Source organism: Ensifer sp. 22521 (genome assembly GCF_052044795.1).
Taxonomy (GTDB): domain Bacteria; phylum Pseudomonadota; class Alphaproteobacteria; order Rhizobiales; family Rhizobiaceae; genus Ensifer.
In genome coordinates this window covers 218,113-234,895 of record NZ_JBQENM010000011.1, presented here as the reverse complement: position 1 = coordinate 234,895, position 16,783 = coordinate 218,113, and the positions used below count along the sequence as shown (strand labels likewise).

15 protein-coding genes are annotated in these 16,783 nt (G+C 61.6%); 4 read left to right on the top strand and 11 right to left on the bottom strand.

Annotated elements, in window-relative coordinates:
• Positions 1–9: 9 nt before the first annotated feature.
• A complete protein-coding gene (locus ACTJKE_RS19230) occupies positions 10–912 on the top strand; it encodes an ABC transporter permease subunit (protein WP_058329965.1) in 903 nt (300 codons plus the stop codon).
• 10 nt (positions 913–922) lie between these two features.
• Positions 923–1,717, top strand: a complete 795-nt coding sequence (locus tag ACTJKE_RS19225; protein ID WP_058329966.1) for an ABC transporter permease — start codon at positions 923–925, stop codon at positions 1,715–1,717.
• Positions 1,718–1,777: 60 nt separating this feature from the next.
• On the opposite strand, the gene ACTJKE_RS19220 is transcribed toward ACTJKE_RS19225, so the two are convergent.
• A complete protein-coding gene (locus ACTJKE_RS19220; protein ID WP_058329967.1) occupies positions 1,778–2,662 on the bottom strand; it encodes a helix-turn-helix transcriptional regulator in 885 nt (294 codons plus the stop codon).
• 385 nt (positions 2,663–3,047) lie between these two features.
• Here ACTJKE_RS19220 and ACTJKE_RS19215 point away from each other — a divergent pair, with 385 nt between their 5' ends.
• Both ACTJKE_RS19215 and ACTJKE_RS19210 read left to right on the top strand, forming a co-directional pair.
• Positions 3,048–3,425, top strand: a complete 378-nt coding sequence (locus tag ACTJKE_RS19215) for a cupin domain-containing protein (RefSeq protein WP_058329968.1) — start codon at positions 3,048–3,050, stop codon at positions 3,423–3,425.
• A 14-nt stretch (positions 3,426–3,439) separates the two neighbouring features.
• Complete coding sequence (locus ACTJKE_RS19210) at positions 3,440–4,834, top strand: FAD-dependent oxidoreductase (protein WP_113512078.1); 1,395 nt, start codon at positions 3,440–3,442, stop codon at positions 4,832–4,834.
• Between the two features lie 105 nt (positions 4,835–4,939).
• Here the strand turns inward: ACTJKE_RS19210 and ACTJKE_RS19205 are convergent, their stop codons facing one another.
• The 10 genes from ACTJKE_RS19205 to ACTJKE_RS19160 form a co-directional block, all read right to left on the bottom strand.
• Positions 4,940–5,878 (bottom strand): LysR family transcriptional regulator, encoded by a 939-nt coding sequence (locus ACTJKE_RS19205; protein ID WP_058330135.1) that lies wholly within the window; start codon positions 5,876–5,878, stop codon positions 4,940–4,942.
• Between the two features lie 99 nt (positions 5,879–5,977).
• Positions 5,978–6,694: a GntR family transcriptional regulator gene (locus tag ACTJKE_RS19200; protein WP_113512201.1), complete on the bottom strand. Its 717-nt coding sequence runs from the start codon at positions 6,692–6,694 to the stop codon at positions 5,978–5,980.
• 107 nt (positions 6,695–6,801) lie between these two features.
• Positions 6,802–7,974 (bottom strand): serine hydrolase domain-containing protein, encoded by a 1,173-nt coding sequence (locus ACTJKE_RS19195; RefSeq protein ID WP_440692115.1) that lies wholly within the window; start codon positions 7,972–7,974, stop codon positions 6,802–6,804.
• A 139-nt stretch (positions 7,975–8,113) separates the two neighbouring features.
• Positions 8,114–9,148 carry an extracellular solute-binding protein gene (locus ACTJKE_RS19190; RefSeq protein WP_058329971.1) on the bottom strand — a complete coding sequence of 345 codons (1,035 nt, stop codon included), beginning with the start codon at positions 9,146–9,148 and terminating at the stop codon, positions 8,114–8,116.
• Between the two features lie 19 nt (positions 9,149–9,167).
• Entirely contained in the window at positions 9,168–9,968 is an 801-nt protein-coding gene (locus ACTJKE_RS19185) for an ABC transporter permease (RefSeq protein ID WP_058330137.1), read from the bottom strand.
• A complete protein-coding gene (locus tag ACTJKE_RS19180; protein WP_440635941.1) occupies positions 9,961–10,881 on the bottom strand; it encodes an ABC transporter permease in 921 nt (306 codons plus the stop codon). The genes ACTJKE_RS19185 and ACTJKE_RS19180 overlap by 8 nt, the downstream gene beginning before the upstream one ends.
• A gap of 5 nt (positions 10,882–10,886) precedes the next feature.
• Positions 10,887–11,987, bottom strand: a complete 1,101-nt coding sequence (locus ACTJKE_RS19175) for an ABC transporter ATP-binding protein (RefSeq protein ID WP_058329973.1) — start codon at positions 11,985–11,987, stop codon at positions 10,887–10,889.
• 473 nt (positions 11,988–12,460) lie between these two features.
• Complete coding sequence (locus ACTJKE_RS19170) at positions 12,461–14,164, bottom strand: amidohydrolase (protein WP_058329974.1); 1,704 nt, start codon at positions 14,162–14,164, stop codon at positions 12,461–12,463.
• A gap of 108 nt (positions 14,165–14,272) precedes the next feature.
• Entirely contained in the window at positions 14,273–15,040 is a 768-nt protein-coding gene (locus ACTJKE_RS19165; RefSeq protein ID WP_440692113.1) for a DUF899 family protein, read from the bottom strand.
• Between the two features lie 115 nt (positions 15,041–15,155).
• A complete protein-coding gene (locus ACTJKE_RS19160; RefSeq protein ID WP_440692111.1) occupies positions 15,156–16,628 on the bottom strand; it encodes a ComEC/Rec2 family competence protein in 1,473 nt (490 codons plus the stop codon).
• Positions 16,629–16,783: the final 155 nt, after the last annotated feature.

Sequence of the window (16,783 nt, the reverse complement as noted above, 5' to 3'; positions counted from 1 at the left end):
GAGGTTCCCATGCTCACGGCAGCGACACCGTCCGCAAAAACGAACTGGGGCAAGCGCCTCCTGATCGCCATTCCCTATGCCTGGCTTCTCGTCCTGTTCCTGGCGCCCTTCGCGCTGGTTGCCGTCATCAGCCTTTCGACAGTGCGGCTCGGCATGCCGCCCTTCGAGCCGCTGACGGCCTGGGACGGATCGATCCTGAACCTCCGCCTCAACTTCGAGAACTTCCTCTACGTCCTCACCGACGACACCTATCTTCTCGCTTACCTCACCAGCCTGAAGATCGCGGCGATTTCGACGGCCGCCATGTTGTTTATCGCCTATCCGCTCGCCTACGGCATCGCTTCCTGCTCGCCCTCGTCGCAGTCGCTTCTGGTCTTCCTGGTGATCGTGCCCTTCTGGAGCTCGATGCTGATCCGCGTCTATTCCTGGATGAGCATCCTCAGGAACGACGGACTTCTGAACGCGCTGCTCTTGAAGATTGGCCTGATCGGTGAGCCGCTGCGCATCCTCAACACCGAGACGGCGATCTATATCGGCATCATCTACACCTACCTGCCCTTCATGGTCCTGCCCATCTATTCGACCTTGAGCAGCGCCGACCGCACCCTGATCGAGGCGGCGCGCGACCTCGGCTGCTCCCGCGTCTCCGCCTTCTGGCGGGTCACCTTCCCCTTGAGCCTTCCCGGTGTTTTGGCCGGCTGTGCCCTGGTCTTCATCCCGGTCGTCGGCGAATTCGTGATCCCGGATCTGCTCGGTGGCGCCGATACGCAGATGATCGGCCGCGCCATCTGGCTCGAGTTCTTCAACAATCGCGACTGGCCGATGGCCGCCGCCGTGACGATCGTGCTGCTCGCGCTGCTGGTCGTGCCGATCGTCTACTTCCAATCGCGCCAGTCGCGCGAACGAACCTGAGGAGCTGGCCATGACGAAACCAAGCTGGTTCAATCGGCTCTCGATCCTGTTCGGCCTCGCCTTCCTCTATCTGCCGATCGTCGTTCTCGTCATCTACAGCTTCAACGGCTCGAAGCTCGTGACGGTCTGGGGCGGCTTCTCGACCCAATGGTATGCAACCGTTCTCAACAATCCCTCGATCGTCGAGGGTGCGAAAGTCAGCTTCCTGGTCGCTGCGGTCTCGGCAGCGGCAGCAACCATACTCGGGACGCTCGCGGCGGTCGTCATGGTGCGGCTGCGTCGCTTCCGCGGCCGGGCACTGTTGAACGGCATGCTGCTGGCGCCCATGGTCATGCCGGAAGTGGTGATGGCCGTCTCGATGCTCTTGATGTTCGTGACGCTCGGCATCGATCGCGGGCCGCTCACCATCACCCTGGCGCACACGACCTTCACGCTCTGCTTTGCGACCGTCGTGCTGCAGTCGCGGCTGGTCGAACTCGACCCGTCGCTGGAAGAAGCGGCCCGCGATCTCGGCTGCCCGCCGGCCAAGGCATTCGTCAGCGTTGCCTTACCGAACATGATCCCGGCGATCGTTTCCGCCTGGCTCTTGTCCTTCACCCTGTCGCTGGACGATCTGGTCATCTCAAGCTTCACGACCGGCCCGGGCGCATCGACTCTGCCGATGAAGATCTATTCGCAAATCAAGTTCGGCGTGACGCCCGAAATCAATGCGATCTCGACGATCATCCTCGGCATCGTGGTTTTGGGAATGGTGGCCGCGCAACTGGTCTCGCGACGCTCGGAACAGCGAGCCACCACAGCCTGACCAGAAAGGGCAAATCCAGGAAACATCTCTCCTGGAATTGCGCCGTTTCAACGCCCTGGATCAGTGTGGCAGAAGCGCGCCGCCCGGCGACAGGTATGTGGCCAGCGGATCTTCGAAGGCATTGCTCGCCGACGATACCGCATCGATGAATAGCGAGAACAGCGCGGTTTGCGAGCTGATGTCGAGCTTGGCATAGAGGTTGCGGCGGTGCAGCTTGACGGTCGCCGGTGAGATGCCGAGCTTTTCAGCGGCCCCCTTGACCGAATATCCGCGCAGGATCATCTGCGCGACCTGGCATTCGCGATCGGTGAGCAGGCTGCGGCCAAAGTTCCGGATTGCCTGCGCCAATGCGCTCTGGAGCGGCGAGCCGTCATCGCCGAGGCTCTCGGGCCTGAGGTCGCGATAGTGCCGGAGCACGGCCATGCTGAGCAGCGGCGCCGCGCTCTGCAGGAAATCCTGGTCTTCTCCGCTGAAGGCCGCGTGGGAGTGGCGTCGCGCCAGCGAGATCGCGATCTTCGTGTCGGCATCGATTCCGATGAAGACGTTGAATTCGTCGTGCAGGCCCGAGTGGCGGTAGTAGTCGCGGTAATACTGCGACCGGTCGAAGGACGGATCGATGTGCCTCAGGCGATAAAGACCATCGTCGCCGTTGTCGAGCGCCAGCCGGTAGAACGGGTCGAGCCGATACGGGCCCTGCAGGTAGGCTCGAATATCGGACAGGCCCCTGTCCGTACGCCAGTCGTTGAACAGGATCTTCGGCGCTGCGTTTCGCCGATACAGGAGCATCAGACCGGCATCGATTGCGATGTGTCGCTTGAGCGACTGCGCCAGACGATCCTGGAAATCCGAACGGCCGACCCCCTCCATCAGAGATAGCGCCAGATCACCCACACCGGGCACCCGCTGCGTCGCCGCGCAGACTTTGACGATCGTATCGTTGTTCATGTTGTTCTCCTCCAGGCGCAGATTAGGCGAAGGTTTAGTGCGTCGCAAGTAACGGATTTTCACTACGGGAAATCCAAAACTATCATTTGAGCAACCAAAACAACGACATCGGCAGCGAAAGCCAGGCTCCGCAAGGGCTGACGCCGCCCCTGAGCCGGGCTCTCGTCCTCCAAACCTAGCCCTAAGGCGTATTCCGGACATTGACCCGGGCGCCTAGAAAAATGGGGCAAGCCCCATAGTAGATCGGCGGCACGCAAGACGGCATGTGACTGTCGAGACGACACATTGGTCTCAGGCACCAGGCTGCTTTGCGCGAAAATATAGCAACGAAACCTTGAAGGGCGGCCGATGTACTTGCCGCTCGTCTTTCTGAACTGGAGTGAACATGTCGAAGGTCATCAAACTCGGGCGCAACGGTGTCGGCCTGCGCGAGCTTGAGAAATGCAGCGTCGTCCCGCCGGAGGCGATCCTGTCCGGTTTTGCAGACGAACTCGGCGATGTTCATTTCGAAAGCCCCGACCAGGCCGTCGTGATCGGCACCTGGCAGTCGACGCCCTATGCGGAAATGCTCTCCTACCCCGATGGCAGCGAATACAGTGTGATCCTCTCGGGCAAGGTCGCAATCACCAACCCGGACGGTTCCATCGAGACCTTCGAGGCCGGTGAAAGCTACGTCCTGCCTGCCGGCGTCGAGGTGCGTTTCGAAGTGCTCGAGACTATGCGCAAGGTCTACGTCCTCTACACCGCACCAGCCGCGAAGTGATGTGAGGCGTCCCCATGACCAAGGTAAGAAGCAAAGCCCTTGCAGATGTGACGATGGCGCCCTTCTGGCTCGACCGGCCGGACGCGCCCGAGCCGCGAGAGCGACTGACGCGCCATCTGAAGGCTGACCTGCTCGTCGTCGGCGGCGGCTTTACCGGGTTGTGGGGAGCCATCCAGGCGAAACAGCGCCAGCCCGAAATCGACGTCGTGCTGATCGAAAAGGGTTCGATCGCCAACGGCGCTTCGGGCCGGCCGGGCGGCGTCGTCTCGACGTCGGTCATGCACGGACTTTCGAATGCCGTGCGCATCTTCCCCAAGGACATCGCCGCGCTCGAGCGGCTTGGCCAGGAAAACATGCACGGCTTCCTGCAGACCCTCGAGGAACACGCCGTCGACTGTCACGCCGAATGGGGTGGAGAGCTGACAGTAGCCGTCGACGATGCCCATATCGAAGCGCTGCACGAAGAGCACGAACTCCATCTCAAATATGGCCACCAGGCCGTCTTCCTCGACCAGGGCGCCGTCCGCAGCGAAATCAATTCGCCACGCTACAAGGCCGGTGTCTGGTCGAAGCACATCTGCGGCACGGTGCATCCGGCGCTGCTTGCCTTCGGGCTGAAGCGGGTTGCGCTCACCCTCGGCGTTGAGATCTTCGAGAACACCGAACTGACCGGCCTTGAAGATCTTGGCGACCGGATGAAGGCTACGACGCCTTCGGGCAGCGTCACCGCGCCCAAGGTTCTTCTCGCCACCAATGCCTTTGCCTCGGGCCACAAAAAGATCAAGCACCGGGTCGTCGCCGTTCGCGACCGGGTGCTGGCAACGGAGCCCCTGTCAGCCGACCGCATGGCGTCGATCGGCTGGGGACACCGGCAGGGCGTCTACGATACCCGCACGCAAATGAACTACATGCGGCTCACCAAGGACAACCGGATCATCTTCGGCGGTCGCCTGGCTTACGCCTTTGCCGGCAACCCCTTCCCTTCGGTCGACAAGGAACTCGAAACGTACGAGCCTCTGGCATCCGCCTTCTTCGATACCTTCCCGCAACTAGAAGGCCTGCGCTTCACCCATGCCTGGAGCGGGCCGATCGATCTCAGTACCCGCATGGCCGTGCATTTCCAGCGCTATTACGGCGAAAAGGTCGTCTACGCCGGCGGCTATTCCGGCTTCGGCGTCTCCGCCTCCCGCTTCGGCGCACGCATCGCGCTCGATATCCTCGACGGTTCGAAGACGCCGGAGAGCCGGCTGGACTTCGCCACCAGCCTGCCGAATGCCATCCCGCCGGAGCCGTTCCGCTGGCTCGGCGCGCAGGTCACCATGTATGCGCTCGATACCGCGGACAAATCCGGCGGTTGGCGCAAACCCTGGCTGAAAATGGTTTCGGCGATGGGTTTCCCCTTAAGCTGACGCCTCTCGCCAAAAGGCACCTATCGTTTGACAAAGGCAGAGCCGAGATACCGGCCCTGCCTTTGTTTTCGCGAGCTGGCACTGGGCCGGTCAGGATTGAAGGGCTTATCGACCTGCACGCAGGCGCGACGCACTTTTCCCAACCTGCGAAACGCCGAATTCGCTCACGAGCAGCTTCACGAAAAACGGAATCAGACCCGACTTTGCACGCGTCTTGTCGAAGGCCGCCTGGAACGGCGCCTTGTAACTGAAGAGATCCGGGCGGATCGGCCGCAGCAAACCCTCGTTCACATAACGGCTGGCGAAATGGTCGGGCAGAAAACCGAGGTAGCGACCGGAAAGGATAAGCCGCGCCTCCGCTTCCATGTCGCTGACCGTCGCGCGCGGATTGGCGATCGAAAAGATCTTCAGGTCACGGGCGTTCCAATAGGAGCGGCCGATCAGATTGTAGGGCCGGATATCGTCCACCTCGATCTCGCTGTCGTCACGGGAAAACAGCGGATGCTCGGCGCCGCAATAGAAGCGCTGGGTCTCTTCGTAGAGATCGACATATTCCAGCCCCAACGTCGTGCGCGGAAAACTGGCGATCGCGATGTGGAGCTCTCCTGTTATCACATCGCGCAGCAGTTCATGCGGCGGCCGCGTGACGATCGAAAGCGCCACTTCCGGTGCCTCGTCCGTCATCCGGGCAAAGACGCGGTTGAGACGGGAAGACGGGTCAGACAGCGTGTTGTCGATGAGGCCGACGCAAAGCGTGCCATTCAACTGGTGCTGCAACCCCTTCATGCGGATGTCGAACTGGTCGATCGAGCCGAAGAGGCGCTTGGCCTCCTCGTAGACGGCGCGCCCTTCTTCCGTGAGGCGAAAGCCGGACCGGCCGCGCTGGCAGAGCGTTAGGCCGAGCCGGCTCTCCAGCGCGGAGATATGGTTGGAAATCGTCGAGAGCGAGAGATTGAGCTCTCCCTGCGCGGCCGCAAAGCCGCCCGCCTCCACGATCGTGACGTAGATGCGCAGCAGCCTCACATCCAACGAGTCCAAAGCCATGCAAGGCCCGCCCTTACCTTGATAAAGATCCAAGTGCAGCGCGATTATCATGCATTTTCATGCACTAAGCTAGGGCAGGCGCGAACGAAACCCAGTCCGTTATGTGGCCGTCCGTACGTCTTCGTCCGAGAGGAACTTCGCGTATTTGAGCATGTAGTCTGCGGCATCGCGGATATCGTGGGCAACGGCCTCGCGTGCCCGCTGCGGGTCTTTCGCCTCGAGGGCCGCTACGATCTTGTCGTGAAAATCGACGTCCAGCACTTCGGTCGCGGTAAACGGCGTACCCTCGACGAGCTTGCGCAGGAACGGTCCCGCCTGGAGCCAGAGCATTTCGATGATGTAGATCAGGTGCTCGTTGCCGCAGTGGCGGTAGATCGAGAACTTGAAGTCGAAATTGGCCTGCAGATAGCGGTCGATGTCACCCGCCTTCGCCGCTGCAGTGCGCTGATTGCAGTGGTGGCGCACCGTGCGCAGGTTGTTGCCGTTGAGGCGGCTTGCCGCGAGTTCCGTTGCCGTGCCTTCGATGGCGATGCGCGCCTCCGTCAGGCTGATGAAGGATTTGACGGTCAAGAGCGGCACCTCGACGCTGCCGTTCGGCAGAAGTTCGAGGCCCTTCAATGCCTGGAGCCGCTGAAAGGCGGTGCGCACCGGCATCGGGCTCGTCCCGAACTGCTCGGCAACCTTGCGATAGGTGAGCTTCTGGCCCGGTTCGAAATGCCCGGCCATCAACGCCTGCACGATTTGCTGATAGACCTGCTCATACATCGGAACCGGTGTTTCGATGCTGGTGATTTTTGGTGTCTTCTTCGTCGCCATGCTCGAAACCTGGGGCTGCATTGGGAGCGCAGCGCTAAAAGAGAGAGTTTATCTTGGTAGGAGATTCCGCGACATCAGCGCAAGACCTTCCGGATGCTCGAGGCGCGTCAGAGCAGCTTTCCCAAAGCCTTCATGAACGCGATGTTGTCGTAGTCAAATGCCTCCATCACCGGATCCGGCTGGCACGACATTCTGACAACGACCAGTTCGTTTTTGGGATCAACGAAGAGCCATTGGCCATGGATGCCGATGCCGCAGAAGCTGCCCTCGCCGGTCTGATACCATTTGTTGCGGTAGCGCCCCTTCGGGAACAGCGGCGCAAAATCGCTGCGTTGCCACGCCTCATGGCTGCCCTTGGTGAGCGTGTCTTCGACCCAGCTTTCCGAAACGACGCGCCGACCGCGCGCCATACCGCCGTTGCGCATCATCTCGCCGACGCGCGCAAGATCCCGTGGCGTCAGGGATATTCCAGCCGAAGCGCGACTGGTTCCCTCGCGATCGACCGTGATCGCGATTTCGCCGGTGGTGCCAAGCGGCGTCCAAAGCTTTTCCCGCATCAGATCGGCGATGCGCCTGCCGGACACGCGCTCGAGCAGGATGCCGAGCAGGTCGGTGTTGGGCGAGCGATAGCGGAAAACCTCGCCATGCGGTGTCGGCAGCCGCTTCAGCGTGCAGAGGAATTCGAACAGCCCCTCGTCGCCGCCACCAGGGTTCCAGAGCATCGCGCGCCTGTAGCGCCCGAAAGCGCTTTCCGGATCGAGATAGGCTTCCTCGATATCGAGGCTGACCGTCATGTCCAGCACATGCCGGACGGTGGCATCCGCATAGGCCGAGCCCGCGGTTTCCGGAAGGTAGTCGAAAACGGGTGCGTTCGGGTCAAGCAGGCCCTCGTCCTCAAGGACGCCGGCAACGATCGCGACCATCGACTTGCTGATGGAAAAGGCGATGTGCTTCTCGCCGAAGTTCATGGTCGGCGCCACCCAGTCGCCGATGAATTTGCCGCCCTTCATGATCGTCAGCGCGTCCGCATAGGAGCCGTCAAGAAAGTCGCCGATCCGCTTCTCGCCACTTGGCAGCGACACCGTCTCCGAAAGCAGCCACGACAAATCACGCAGCTCTTGCGTGGGAGCGGTAGAGGCGGCCACGACCGGGGCGCTCGGCACCAGCTCGCCGACGTTCTGGAACGCCCAACGGCTGAAGGGCGCCGTGCGCCAATTGGCGAGCGTTACCTGGTCGCGGCGGAAGCCGTATCTTTCGCTGAACGCGGTCTTGCCGGTCATGGATATGTCCTTTCTTGAATGGATCGACGCAGCGCACGGCACCTGCACCGGACGAACCGTCAGGCGGGAGCGATGGCGGCGCTGGCGAGCAGCGCCGGCGACAGGGCCGCCGGCACTGAAATCAGAGGCTGAAGCGCGCCTACTTGCGAAGATCGGTCCAGATCCGCTTGTAGAGGTCCTGCGCCTCCGGCGAGCAGAGGCGCTGCAATTGCCCACCTTCCCGGCGCTCCGCCGGGATCACGATTTCCGGCGCGTTCTTCATGGTGTCGGGCATGAACTTTTCGGAGCCTGCGATGCCGTTGGCATAGCCATGGAAGGCCGAGTTCATCGCGGCGTTCTCGGGATCCATGACGAAGTTGATGAACAGCTTGGCGTTGTCGACGTTTTTGGCGTCCTTCAGCACCGCCGCGTTGTCACTCCAGACACCGTAGCCTTCCCTGGGGTAGTGGAAGCTGATCGCCGGGTTTTTCATCCGCGCGCGGAAGCCGGCGCCGTTCCAGGCAAGGGTGGCCTTGAAGTCGCCGGCCGCCATTTTCTCGATGGTGTTGTATTCCATGGCGATCCAGTCCGCCTTGGCATTGACAAGCAGATCGCGGACCTTCTTCAGCACCGCCTTGTCGGCCGTGCACTGTTCGCCGCCGACATACTGGATGGCGGCAGCCATCACGTCGTTCAGCTCCGGCACGACATTGACCTTGCCCTTCAGTTCTTCCGGCGGATTGAAGACGATGCTCCAGCTGTCGGCATCGCCCTTGTAGGCGTCACCATTGACCACGACGCCGGTGGTGCCGACGGCCCACGGAACCGTATATTTACGGCCGGGGTCGAAGTCGGCATTCACCCATTCGGGCGCAACGTTCTTGAAGTTCTCCATCTGGCCTGGGTCGAGCTCCATCAAGAGCCCTTCCTTCACCCAGATCGGCACATAGACCTGGTTGACGACGACGACGTCATAGCCGGAGCCGCCCTGCCTTGCCTTGGCAAGCGCGGTGTCACTCGAGTCATAGTCGGTGACGGTGACCTTGACGTCGAACGCCTGCTCGAACTTCTTGACCATCTCCGGGCTGGTGTAGTTGCCCCAGTTGTAGATGTTCAGTTCGCCTTCGGCATGCGCAATGCCCGTCGAGGCGATGAGTGCGGCAAGCAGAAGGGTCATGCGGTTTGCACGTATCATTTGGTTCCTCCCATTTTGATCAGGTGCGTTTTCGGCTGACGACGAAAAACAGCGTGACGATGACGACCGACAGCAGCAGGAAGGCCGTCGAAATCGCATTCATTTCAGGCGTGATGCCGCGGCGGATCTGGCCGAGCATGTAGGTGGGCAGCGTGTCCTGGCCGCCGGACTTCACGAATTCGGTGATGACGACGTCGTCGAGCGAGAGCACGAAGGCGAGCATGAAGGCGCCGAGGATGCCCGGCCAGAGCAGGGGCAGCGTCACCCGGCGGAACGTGTAGAGCGGCTTGGCGTAGAGATCGGCCGCCGCCCGCTCGAGGCTCAGATCCATGTTCTCGAGCCGGGCACGGATCGGCAGATAGGCAAAGGGGATGCAGAACGCCGTATGTGCGGCGATCAGGTAGCCGAGCCCGGAATAGCCGGTGACGGCCTTCAGTTGCGCGACGATGATGAGCAACGCAACCGCCGTGACGATTTCCGGAACCATCAGAGGCTGGTTGATGAAGGCATAGATGAAGGTCTGACCCCGGTAGCGCCGCGTCCGCGTCGTCGCCAGCGCCGCCATGGTGGCGAAGACGGTGGCCAAAGTCGCCGCGACAGTCGCGATCTGGAAGGAGCGGACCGACGCGTCGATGACGTCGCTGTTCGTCAGGGCGACCTCAAACCAGTGCAGCGAGAAGCCACCCCAGGCCGCCACCGAAGGCGCGCTGTTGAAGGCGTAGACCACCAAGGTGACGACCGGCAGGTAGAGCAGCGCAAAGCAGGCGATTGCAATGGCCGTGAAGCCGGGCTGATGGCGGACGGAAAAGCCCTTACGCATGGCGTTCATCCTTCGCCGAGTTATTGCGCACGTAGACGAGCAGCGCCGCCATCACGATGATCATCACGGTAATCGAAAGCGCCGAGCCGAGCGGCCAGTTCCGCCCCTGGCCGAACTGCAGTTCGATCAGGTTGGAGAACATCATGTTCTTGCCGCCGCCGAGAACGCTCGGCGAAACGAAGGCGCCGATCGCCGGGATGAAGACGAGGATCGAGCCGGCGATGATGCCCGGCTTGGCGAGCGGCAGGATGATCTTGCGCAACACGCGCCAGCGTGTGGCGTAGAGATCGTAGCCCGCTTCGACCAGGCGGAAATCGAGCCGCTCGAGGCTGGCATAGATCGGCAGCACCATCAGCGGCAGGTAGACATAGACCATGCCGATCAGGATGGCCGTGTCGGTGAAGAGGATCTGGATGGGTTCCTGGATCATGCCGAGCTTGATCAGAACCGTATTCAGGATGCCTTCGTTGCGGATGATCTGCAGGATCGCGAGCGTCCGGATCAGAAGGTTGGTCCAGAACGGAATGGTGATCAGGAACTGCCAGAGATCGCGGCTTCGCTCGTTGCGCGTCGCCATGAAATAGGCGGTCGGAAAGCCGAAGAAGAGCGTTGCCACCGTCGTGATCAAGGCGAGCTTCACCGAGCGCCAGAAGATATCGACATGAGCGGTCGCGAGCGACAACGTGTCATCGAAGATGTCGCGCTCGAAGAACACGCCGATCCAGGCGTCGGGTGAGAACTGCCATTTGACGTCGCCGTAATCGCCCGGCGTCAGGAACGAATAGGCGAGCACGATGAACAGCGGGCCGATGGCCGCGAGAAAGATCGTCAGCAATGCGGGCGAGGCAAGAAGCCAGCGTCTGCGCGCGTCGACGGCTTCCAGTTTCGTCGTGAGATCGTTGGCGCTGGTCATGGGTCTCAAGCCCTCACGACCTGTGCTGCTCCCTCGGCAATCGCCACGGCCACCGCTTGGCCCGCCTCGACAGCGCTGCCTGAAACGGAACCGTTCTGTTGCCGCACCGTAAAGGCTTCTCCACCACTCAGGCGCAGATGGAGATGCGTATCGGTGCCGAAATAAACGACCTTCTCGACTATGCCCCTAAGATCACCTGAGCCTTCGACGACGCTGGCGTGCTCGGGCCGGACGATGAAGGTCACGTCGCCGGATGCCGGCGCGTCCGACGCAGCGTTGACGACGACCGATTGGCCGGATTTCAACGTAACCTTTGCCTTACCGTTGGCGACGCCGTGAAGCGCTCCGGTGAGGAAGTTCGTCTCGCCGATGAAGCTTGCGACGAAGCGATCCGCCGGCCTGTTGTAGATCTCGCGCGGGGTGCCGATCTGCAGGATGCGACCGGCCGACATCACCGCGATGCGATCGGACATGGTCAGCGCCTCCTCCTGGTCGTGGGTGACAAAGATGAAGGTGATGCCGGTCTCGTACTGCAACCGCTTCAACTCGGACTGCATCTCCTTGCGCAGCTTGTAGTCCAGCGCCGATAGCGGCTCGTCGAGCAGCAGCACCTTCGGCTGCGGCGCCAGCGCCCTTGCCAGCGCGACACGCTGCTGCTGGCCGCCCGACATCTGGTTTGTGCGGCGCCCGGCCAGGTGCTCCAACTGCACGAGCCGCAGCATTTCCGCCACCCGCGCCTTGACCTCGGTGCGGGGCTTGCCGAGCGCTTCCAGGCCGAAAGCCACGTTCTCGGCCACCGTCATATGCGGAAACAGCGCATAGTTCTGGAAGACGGTGTTTACCGGCCGCTGGAATGGCGGCAGGCTGGTGATATCCGAACCATTGAGCAGGATTTCGCCGCTCGTCGGATAGTCGAAACCGGCGATCATGCGCAGCAACGTCGTCTTGCCGCAGCCGGATGGACCGAGAAGCGTGAAGAACTCGTTTTCTCGAACCGAGACGGTTGCGTTGTCGAGCGCGACGAAGGCGCTCTCCCCCGCCCCGTAGGCTTTGCGTACGGCGCGGATATCGACCGCACAGTCATCGGATATCGTGGTGTTTTTCATGTTTCCTCCCGACGAAGTCGAGCGCTCGCCGCAGCATGGCGATGCCGCAACCACGTCCGTCCTCCGACATTTTTTGGAACGTATAGTGTGATCTCAGATCACGCAATAGGAATTATATTTGCGAGTGCTGAATTTTGGTTGCGAAGCGAAACAAGAGACGATTTATGATTTAAAATCAATATTATGGAGCAACACGCCATAAGCACGCGACTGCGTGAAAAGATCCGTAATCGACACCGAAAGGCCCCGAAAACTCGTTTTCGGGGGAGCCTGTAATCGGATCAGAAAGGGGGGATGCGGCTTTGCCGGAAGGAAGGCAGGTTCCCTCAAAACACAGCATGAAGCGGCACCGTTCATGCCAAATCGGCCGGCGCCACAGGCACCGGCCGATAGTGATCTAGATTACCGGAAGACAGGCAGTTGCCGGTGCCCGTAGGCGATCGACAATGGCAATGGGTCCTTCCGCTCCAGACTTACGGCTGGCGATAGACCTCGCTTCCGGCGAGATAGGTCGCCTCAACCTTGCGCTCCCGGATGGAACGATCGAGCGGATCCGGCAGCGTGCCGTCGATCACCACGAAATCCGCCCATTTGCCGACGCTGATCGAGCCGATCTGCCCGCCCCAGGGCGTCATGTCCGCCCCCGCCTGGGTGAGACCGTGCAGCGCCTGATCGAAGCTGACCGCCTGCTCGGGATGCCACGGTCCGTCGCCGAGACCGAACGGGCTTTCGCGGAAGACGGCGTCGTTGATCTGGGTGAGCGGGCTCAAAGGCGATGTCGGCCAGTCCGAGCCGAACACCAGCGGCACACCGGCGTCGAGCATCGAATGCCAGACATAGGCCCGCGGCTCGCGTTCGGTGCCGATCCGCTCGGTGATGTATTTGCCGATCGTGCCGGTCGCATGGTTCGGCTGCATCGAGGCAACGACGCCCAGCTCCTTGAAGCGCTGGATGTCCTTGGTCTCGACGACCTCAATATGTTCGATGCGGTTCGGCTGCGGTCGCGGAACCGACGCCTCGGCGAAGGCATCGAGTACGAGGCTGACGCCACCGTCGCCGATCGCATGCACCGCCGTCGGGAAGCCGTTTTCGTTGGAGGCCTTGATCGCGGCTGCGAGCTGCTCCTTGGTTTCGAACGGCTTGCCCTTCCAGCCATGCTGGTCGGAATAGTCCTCATGCATGTAGGCGGTACGCGTCGAGAGTACGCCGTCGATCACCGACTTGGTGTAACCGAGCTTCAGCATCGGCCCCTTCTTCTCCTGCTCGCCGGAATCCGCGGCGACCTTGTCGACCTCGTCGCGATCCTTCACGGCGGCGGCGATCTTCTTCGGGTCACCCTCGAAGAAGCCGTACCAGACGCGAAGTGGCATCTTCTTTTCGGCAAGAATCGCGGCATAGTCGTGCACGGCGGCGAGATCGGACATGTCGTTGACGCCGGTGATCCCGAGGCTGTTAGCAAATTTCATCGTCTGCAGCAGGGCCTCGCGCCGTTCCGCATCGGCGACCGCCGGCCGATGTTTCTCGACGAGGTCGCCGGCGCTCTCGAGCAGAATGCCGCTCGGCTCGCCCTTGTCGTTGAGCACGACCTCGCCGCCCTCCTCGACCTTGGACGTCGCAGTCACGCCGCCCACTTCGAGCGCCTTGGAATTGACCCAGTAGGAATGGAAATCGATGTCGCGCAGGATGACGACGCGATCCGGCACCACGGCATCGAGATCCTCCTTGGTCGGCAGCTTGCCTTCGCCGAGCGTGTAATCCCAACCGCCGCCCATCAGCCAGACGCCCTTGGGCAGGCGCGCATCGGCTTCCTTGATCTTTTCGAGCCAGGTCTTCTTGTCCGGAATGTAGGAGAGATCCACACCGGTCACCATGTCCATGCCGGACGTGAGATGCGTATGGCCGTCGATGAAGCCCGGGGTGACGGTCTTGCCGCCGGCGTCAATCACCTTTGTTTCGGCGTCGGCCAGCCCCTTGATCTCGTCATTGCTGCCGATCGCAGTGAACGTGCCGTTCTCGACCGCGAAGGCCTGAGCCTTGGGCGTACTCTGATCGACCGTGCGCACGTCGCCGTTCAGCACGATCAGATCCGGCGCCGCCCAAACCGGCTGCGCTGCGCAAACCATGATCGCCAGGACCGAGGTCGCGCTCAGCGCCCGGGTTACTGCTGCCAATGTCATGAAATTCTCCTCCCGCGACTGCATCCCTCCACCCCCGGCGAGCCGCGCGACACCGGCGTTGAATGGATGATGCTGCAAGTCGGGAAGGCAGCGATATACTCCCTCGGGCTAGGTGTGCCGTTCGTCCATCTCCGCCCGATAGGTTTCGGCATCGAATTGTTCGTTGACGTCGGGCCGACCGCCTGGTGTCAGGTCGAGCAGGGTCCACATCGGTTCGACAGTGCCGAGATGCCGCGGATCCTGCCCGGGATCGGCTGGCTCGAACAACAGTTCGGAAGCCCAACTCAGACTGATCAGCCCGTCGTCATCCTTGTGGAATATGGTCAGGATCGGCACCTGCTGCCCATCCTCGCTCTCACCGTGATAGTCGCGCTTGAAGCTGTTGTTGGCGGCCGAAAGCAGCTTCAAATCCCGCCAGCCGCGGTCGGCAGCGAAGGCGGAAACCCTTTCGATCGGCGCCTTCGCGACGGCGGCGATGTTGACGCCGAAGCCTTCGACATGCCGCACAGCGCCCTCCCAATTGTCGAGCAGGGCGGTACAGGAGGGGCACGGCCCATCCTCCAGAGCACAACCTGCCATCGGGCCGCTCCGCGGTCCGGCGCGCCTATCGGAGCGGTGGCGCGGAAACATGTAGTGATAGAGGATCAGGGTGTTGGTGCCCGGTCGAAACAGCTCGGAGAGCCGAACCTTGGCCGCAGAGCCCGTCTCATCAATATGGTCGAACTCATAATCCTCGAGCACACGCCCGCCCGGCGGGAGTGCACGGATTTCCGCGGCGACGCTTTCCATTTCGCGCCTGAGTGCTGCCTCCCGTTGCAACAACCTGTTGCGCGCATCGCGGTAGTTGGGGCTTTCGTTCGGAAAGGTCACGCCCATGGATACCTCCATCAAAGCGGATGTGCAGGCATCATAACATAGTCCGTTGCGCGCCGGGTCGCACCTGACGTGAGTTACCCAATCCGAGCGCACCTTGAAAAGAGGCACGATCGGTCTACGGCGCCGCGGGCGCCGATCGTTTGACGACGCTCTTTTCGAAAACGACATCGCCCGTGGGCGATACGTTGAAGCGATAGGCCTCGTTCATGAACCTCTTGCCGGAATGGGTAAAGGCGAGGACCCGCTCGCCGTCGGTCCGCACATGCGAAATCCCGAAATTCGTGCGCTCGAACGCGAAGACTTTCTTGCTGGCGTCAGCCGGATCCTGCACGTAACCCAGCGTTTTGAAGAATGCGGCCAGCTCCGTGCAGAAAATGATCGCCGGCGTGGTGCGCGCAGCTTTCCCAAGCGCCGCCATCAGCGTCGCGCGGGGGTGGATGTATTCCTTGGCTTCACTCTCATCTCCCGATGAAATCAGCGAAACGACGGCGCCGATTTCCTTGAGAAATTCCATGTCGAAATCGGCAGAGCCATGATGAGGCGCTTTGAGGATTTCCGATCGCAGGGCGGCCGACGGCAAGGCCTCGCGCAGGCGCTGGCTTGCTTCCTGGTTCATGTCCCCGGTGAACATGAACCGCACATTGCCGAACCGCAGCCGAAAATTGATGGAGTGGCCGTTGATCGTGTGCGACGCCGAATAGGCACCCTGGCCGCTCGCCGCCACGGTGCCGAGCATCAAGTTGGCGTCATCGGGCGGCGACCGCAGAAAGCGCAACGCAGGCTGGCCGCCGACAGTCTCGACGATTGGCCCGAGAATATCGACGGCGATCGATTCATCCTGAAGAAAGTCGAAGGCGCCGGCGGAAAGGTGGTCGATCCGTCGACGCTCGATGCCGTTGCCGGTAACCGTCTGCACCCGCCCCTCCCAGGCGGCAAGCGTGTCGACCCATTTGTTGAAGGGACGATTCCTCTCTTCGCGCGGCACGGCCGCCTGGTCGTCGACGAGGCCGACGATGAATACACGCTCGTCCACCGCTACGGTCTGCCCGAGCAGCTCAGTATCCTTGCGCCGTTTCTGATTGCCGTCTTCGCTCGGCCGTTTGACGATACCGTTGTGATAAACCCGCCTCGGCGCGATGAAGATCCGCTTGCTCGGGCGGCTGTCGGCCTCCGACTTACGCAGTTCCACCAACCCCTCGAAATGGTCGGCATCCCCATGGGTGATCAGGATCAGATCGACCACCAGTGGATCGGTGTCGCTCGTATTCGGGAAGCGGGCGTTGGCGTGACGGGCAAAGAGCTGGTTGTCACCGCCATCGATGAAAATCACCTTGCCTTCAGGGGTCTCCAGGATGAGACCATCACCCTGCTGCACGTCCACCATCGACAGCCGCAGCAAGCCCGTGTCGCGCAGCCTGGTCTCGGCCCGGATGAAGCCTTCGTCGATTTTTCCGCGTGCGCCGAGGATTTCGACATGCATACGACTGCCTTCGGTCGAGAGCACGTTGCAGCGGTCGCCCCAGTAATACTGCCCTTGACTGCCATCGGCACGGCGGAGATTTACGACGTCATCATCAAGATATCGCATGAGCGCCCCCGTCATTGGACAGGGACAGCTTATGGTAGCATTTTATCATATTCAATCGACAACTCGATCGGTTTCGCGCCAAATCCGGTGGTCGAAGGTCGCCATAACTGGCTGCCCGATTTCACCGCAACCGACCCCCTCCGACGATCATGTCC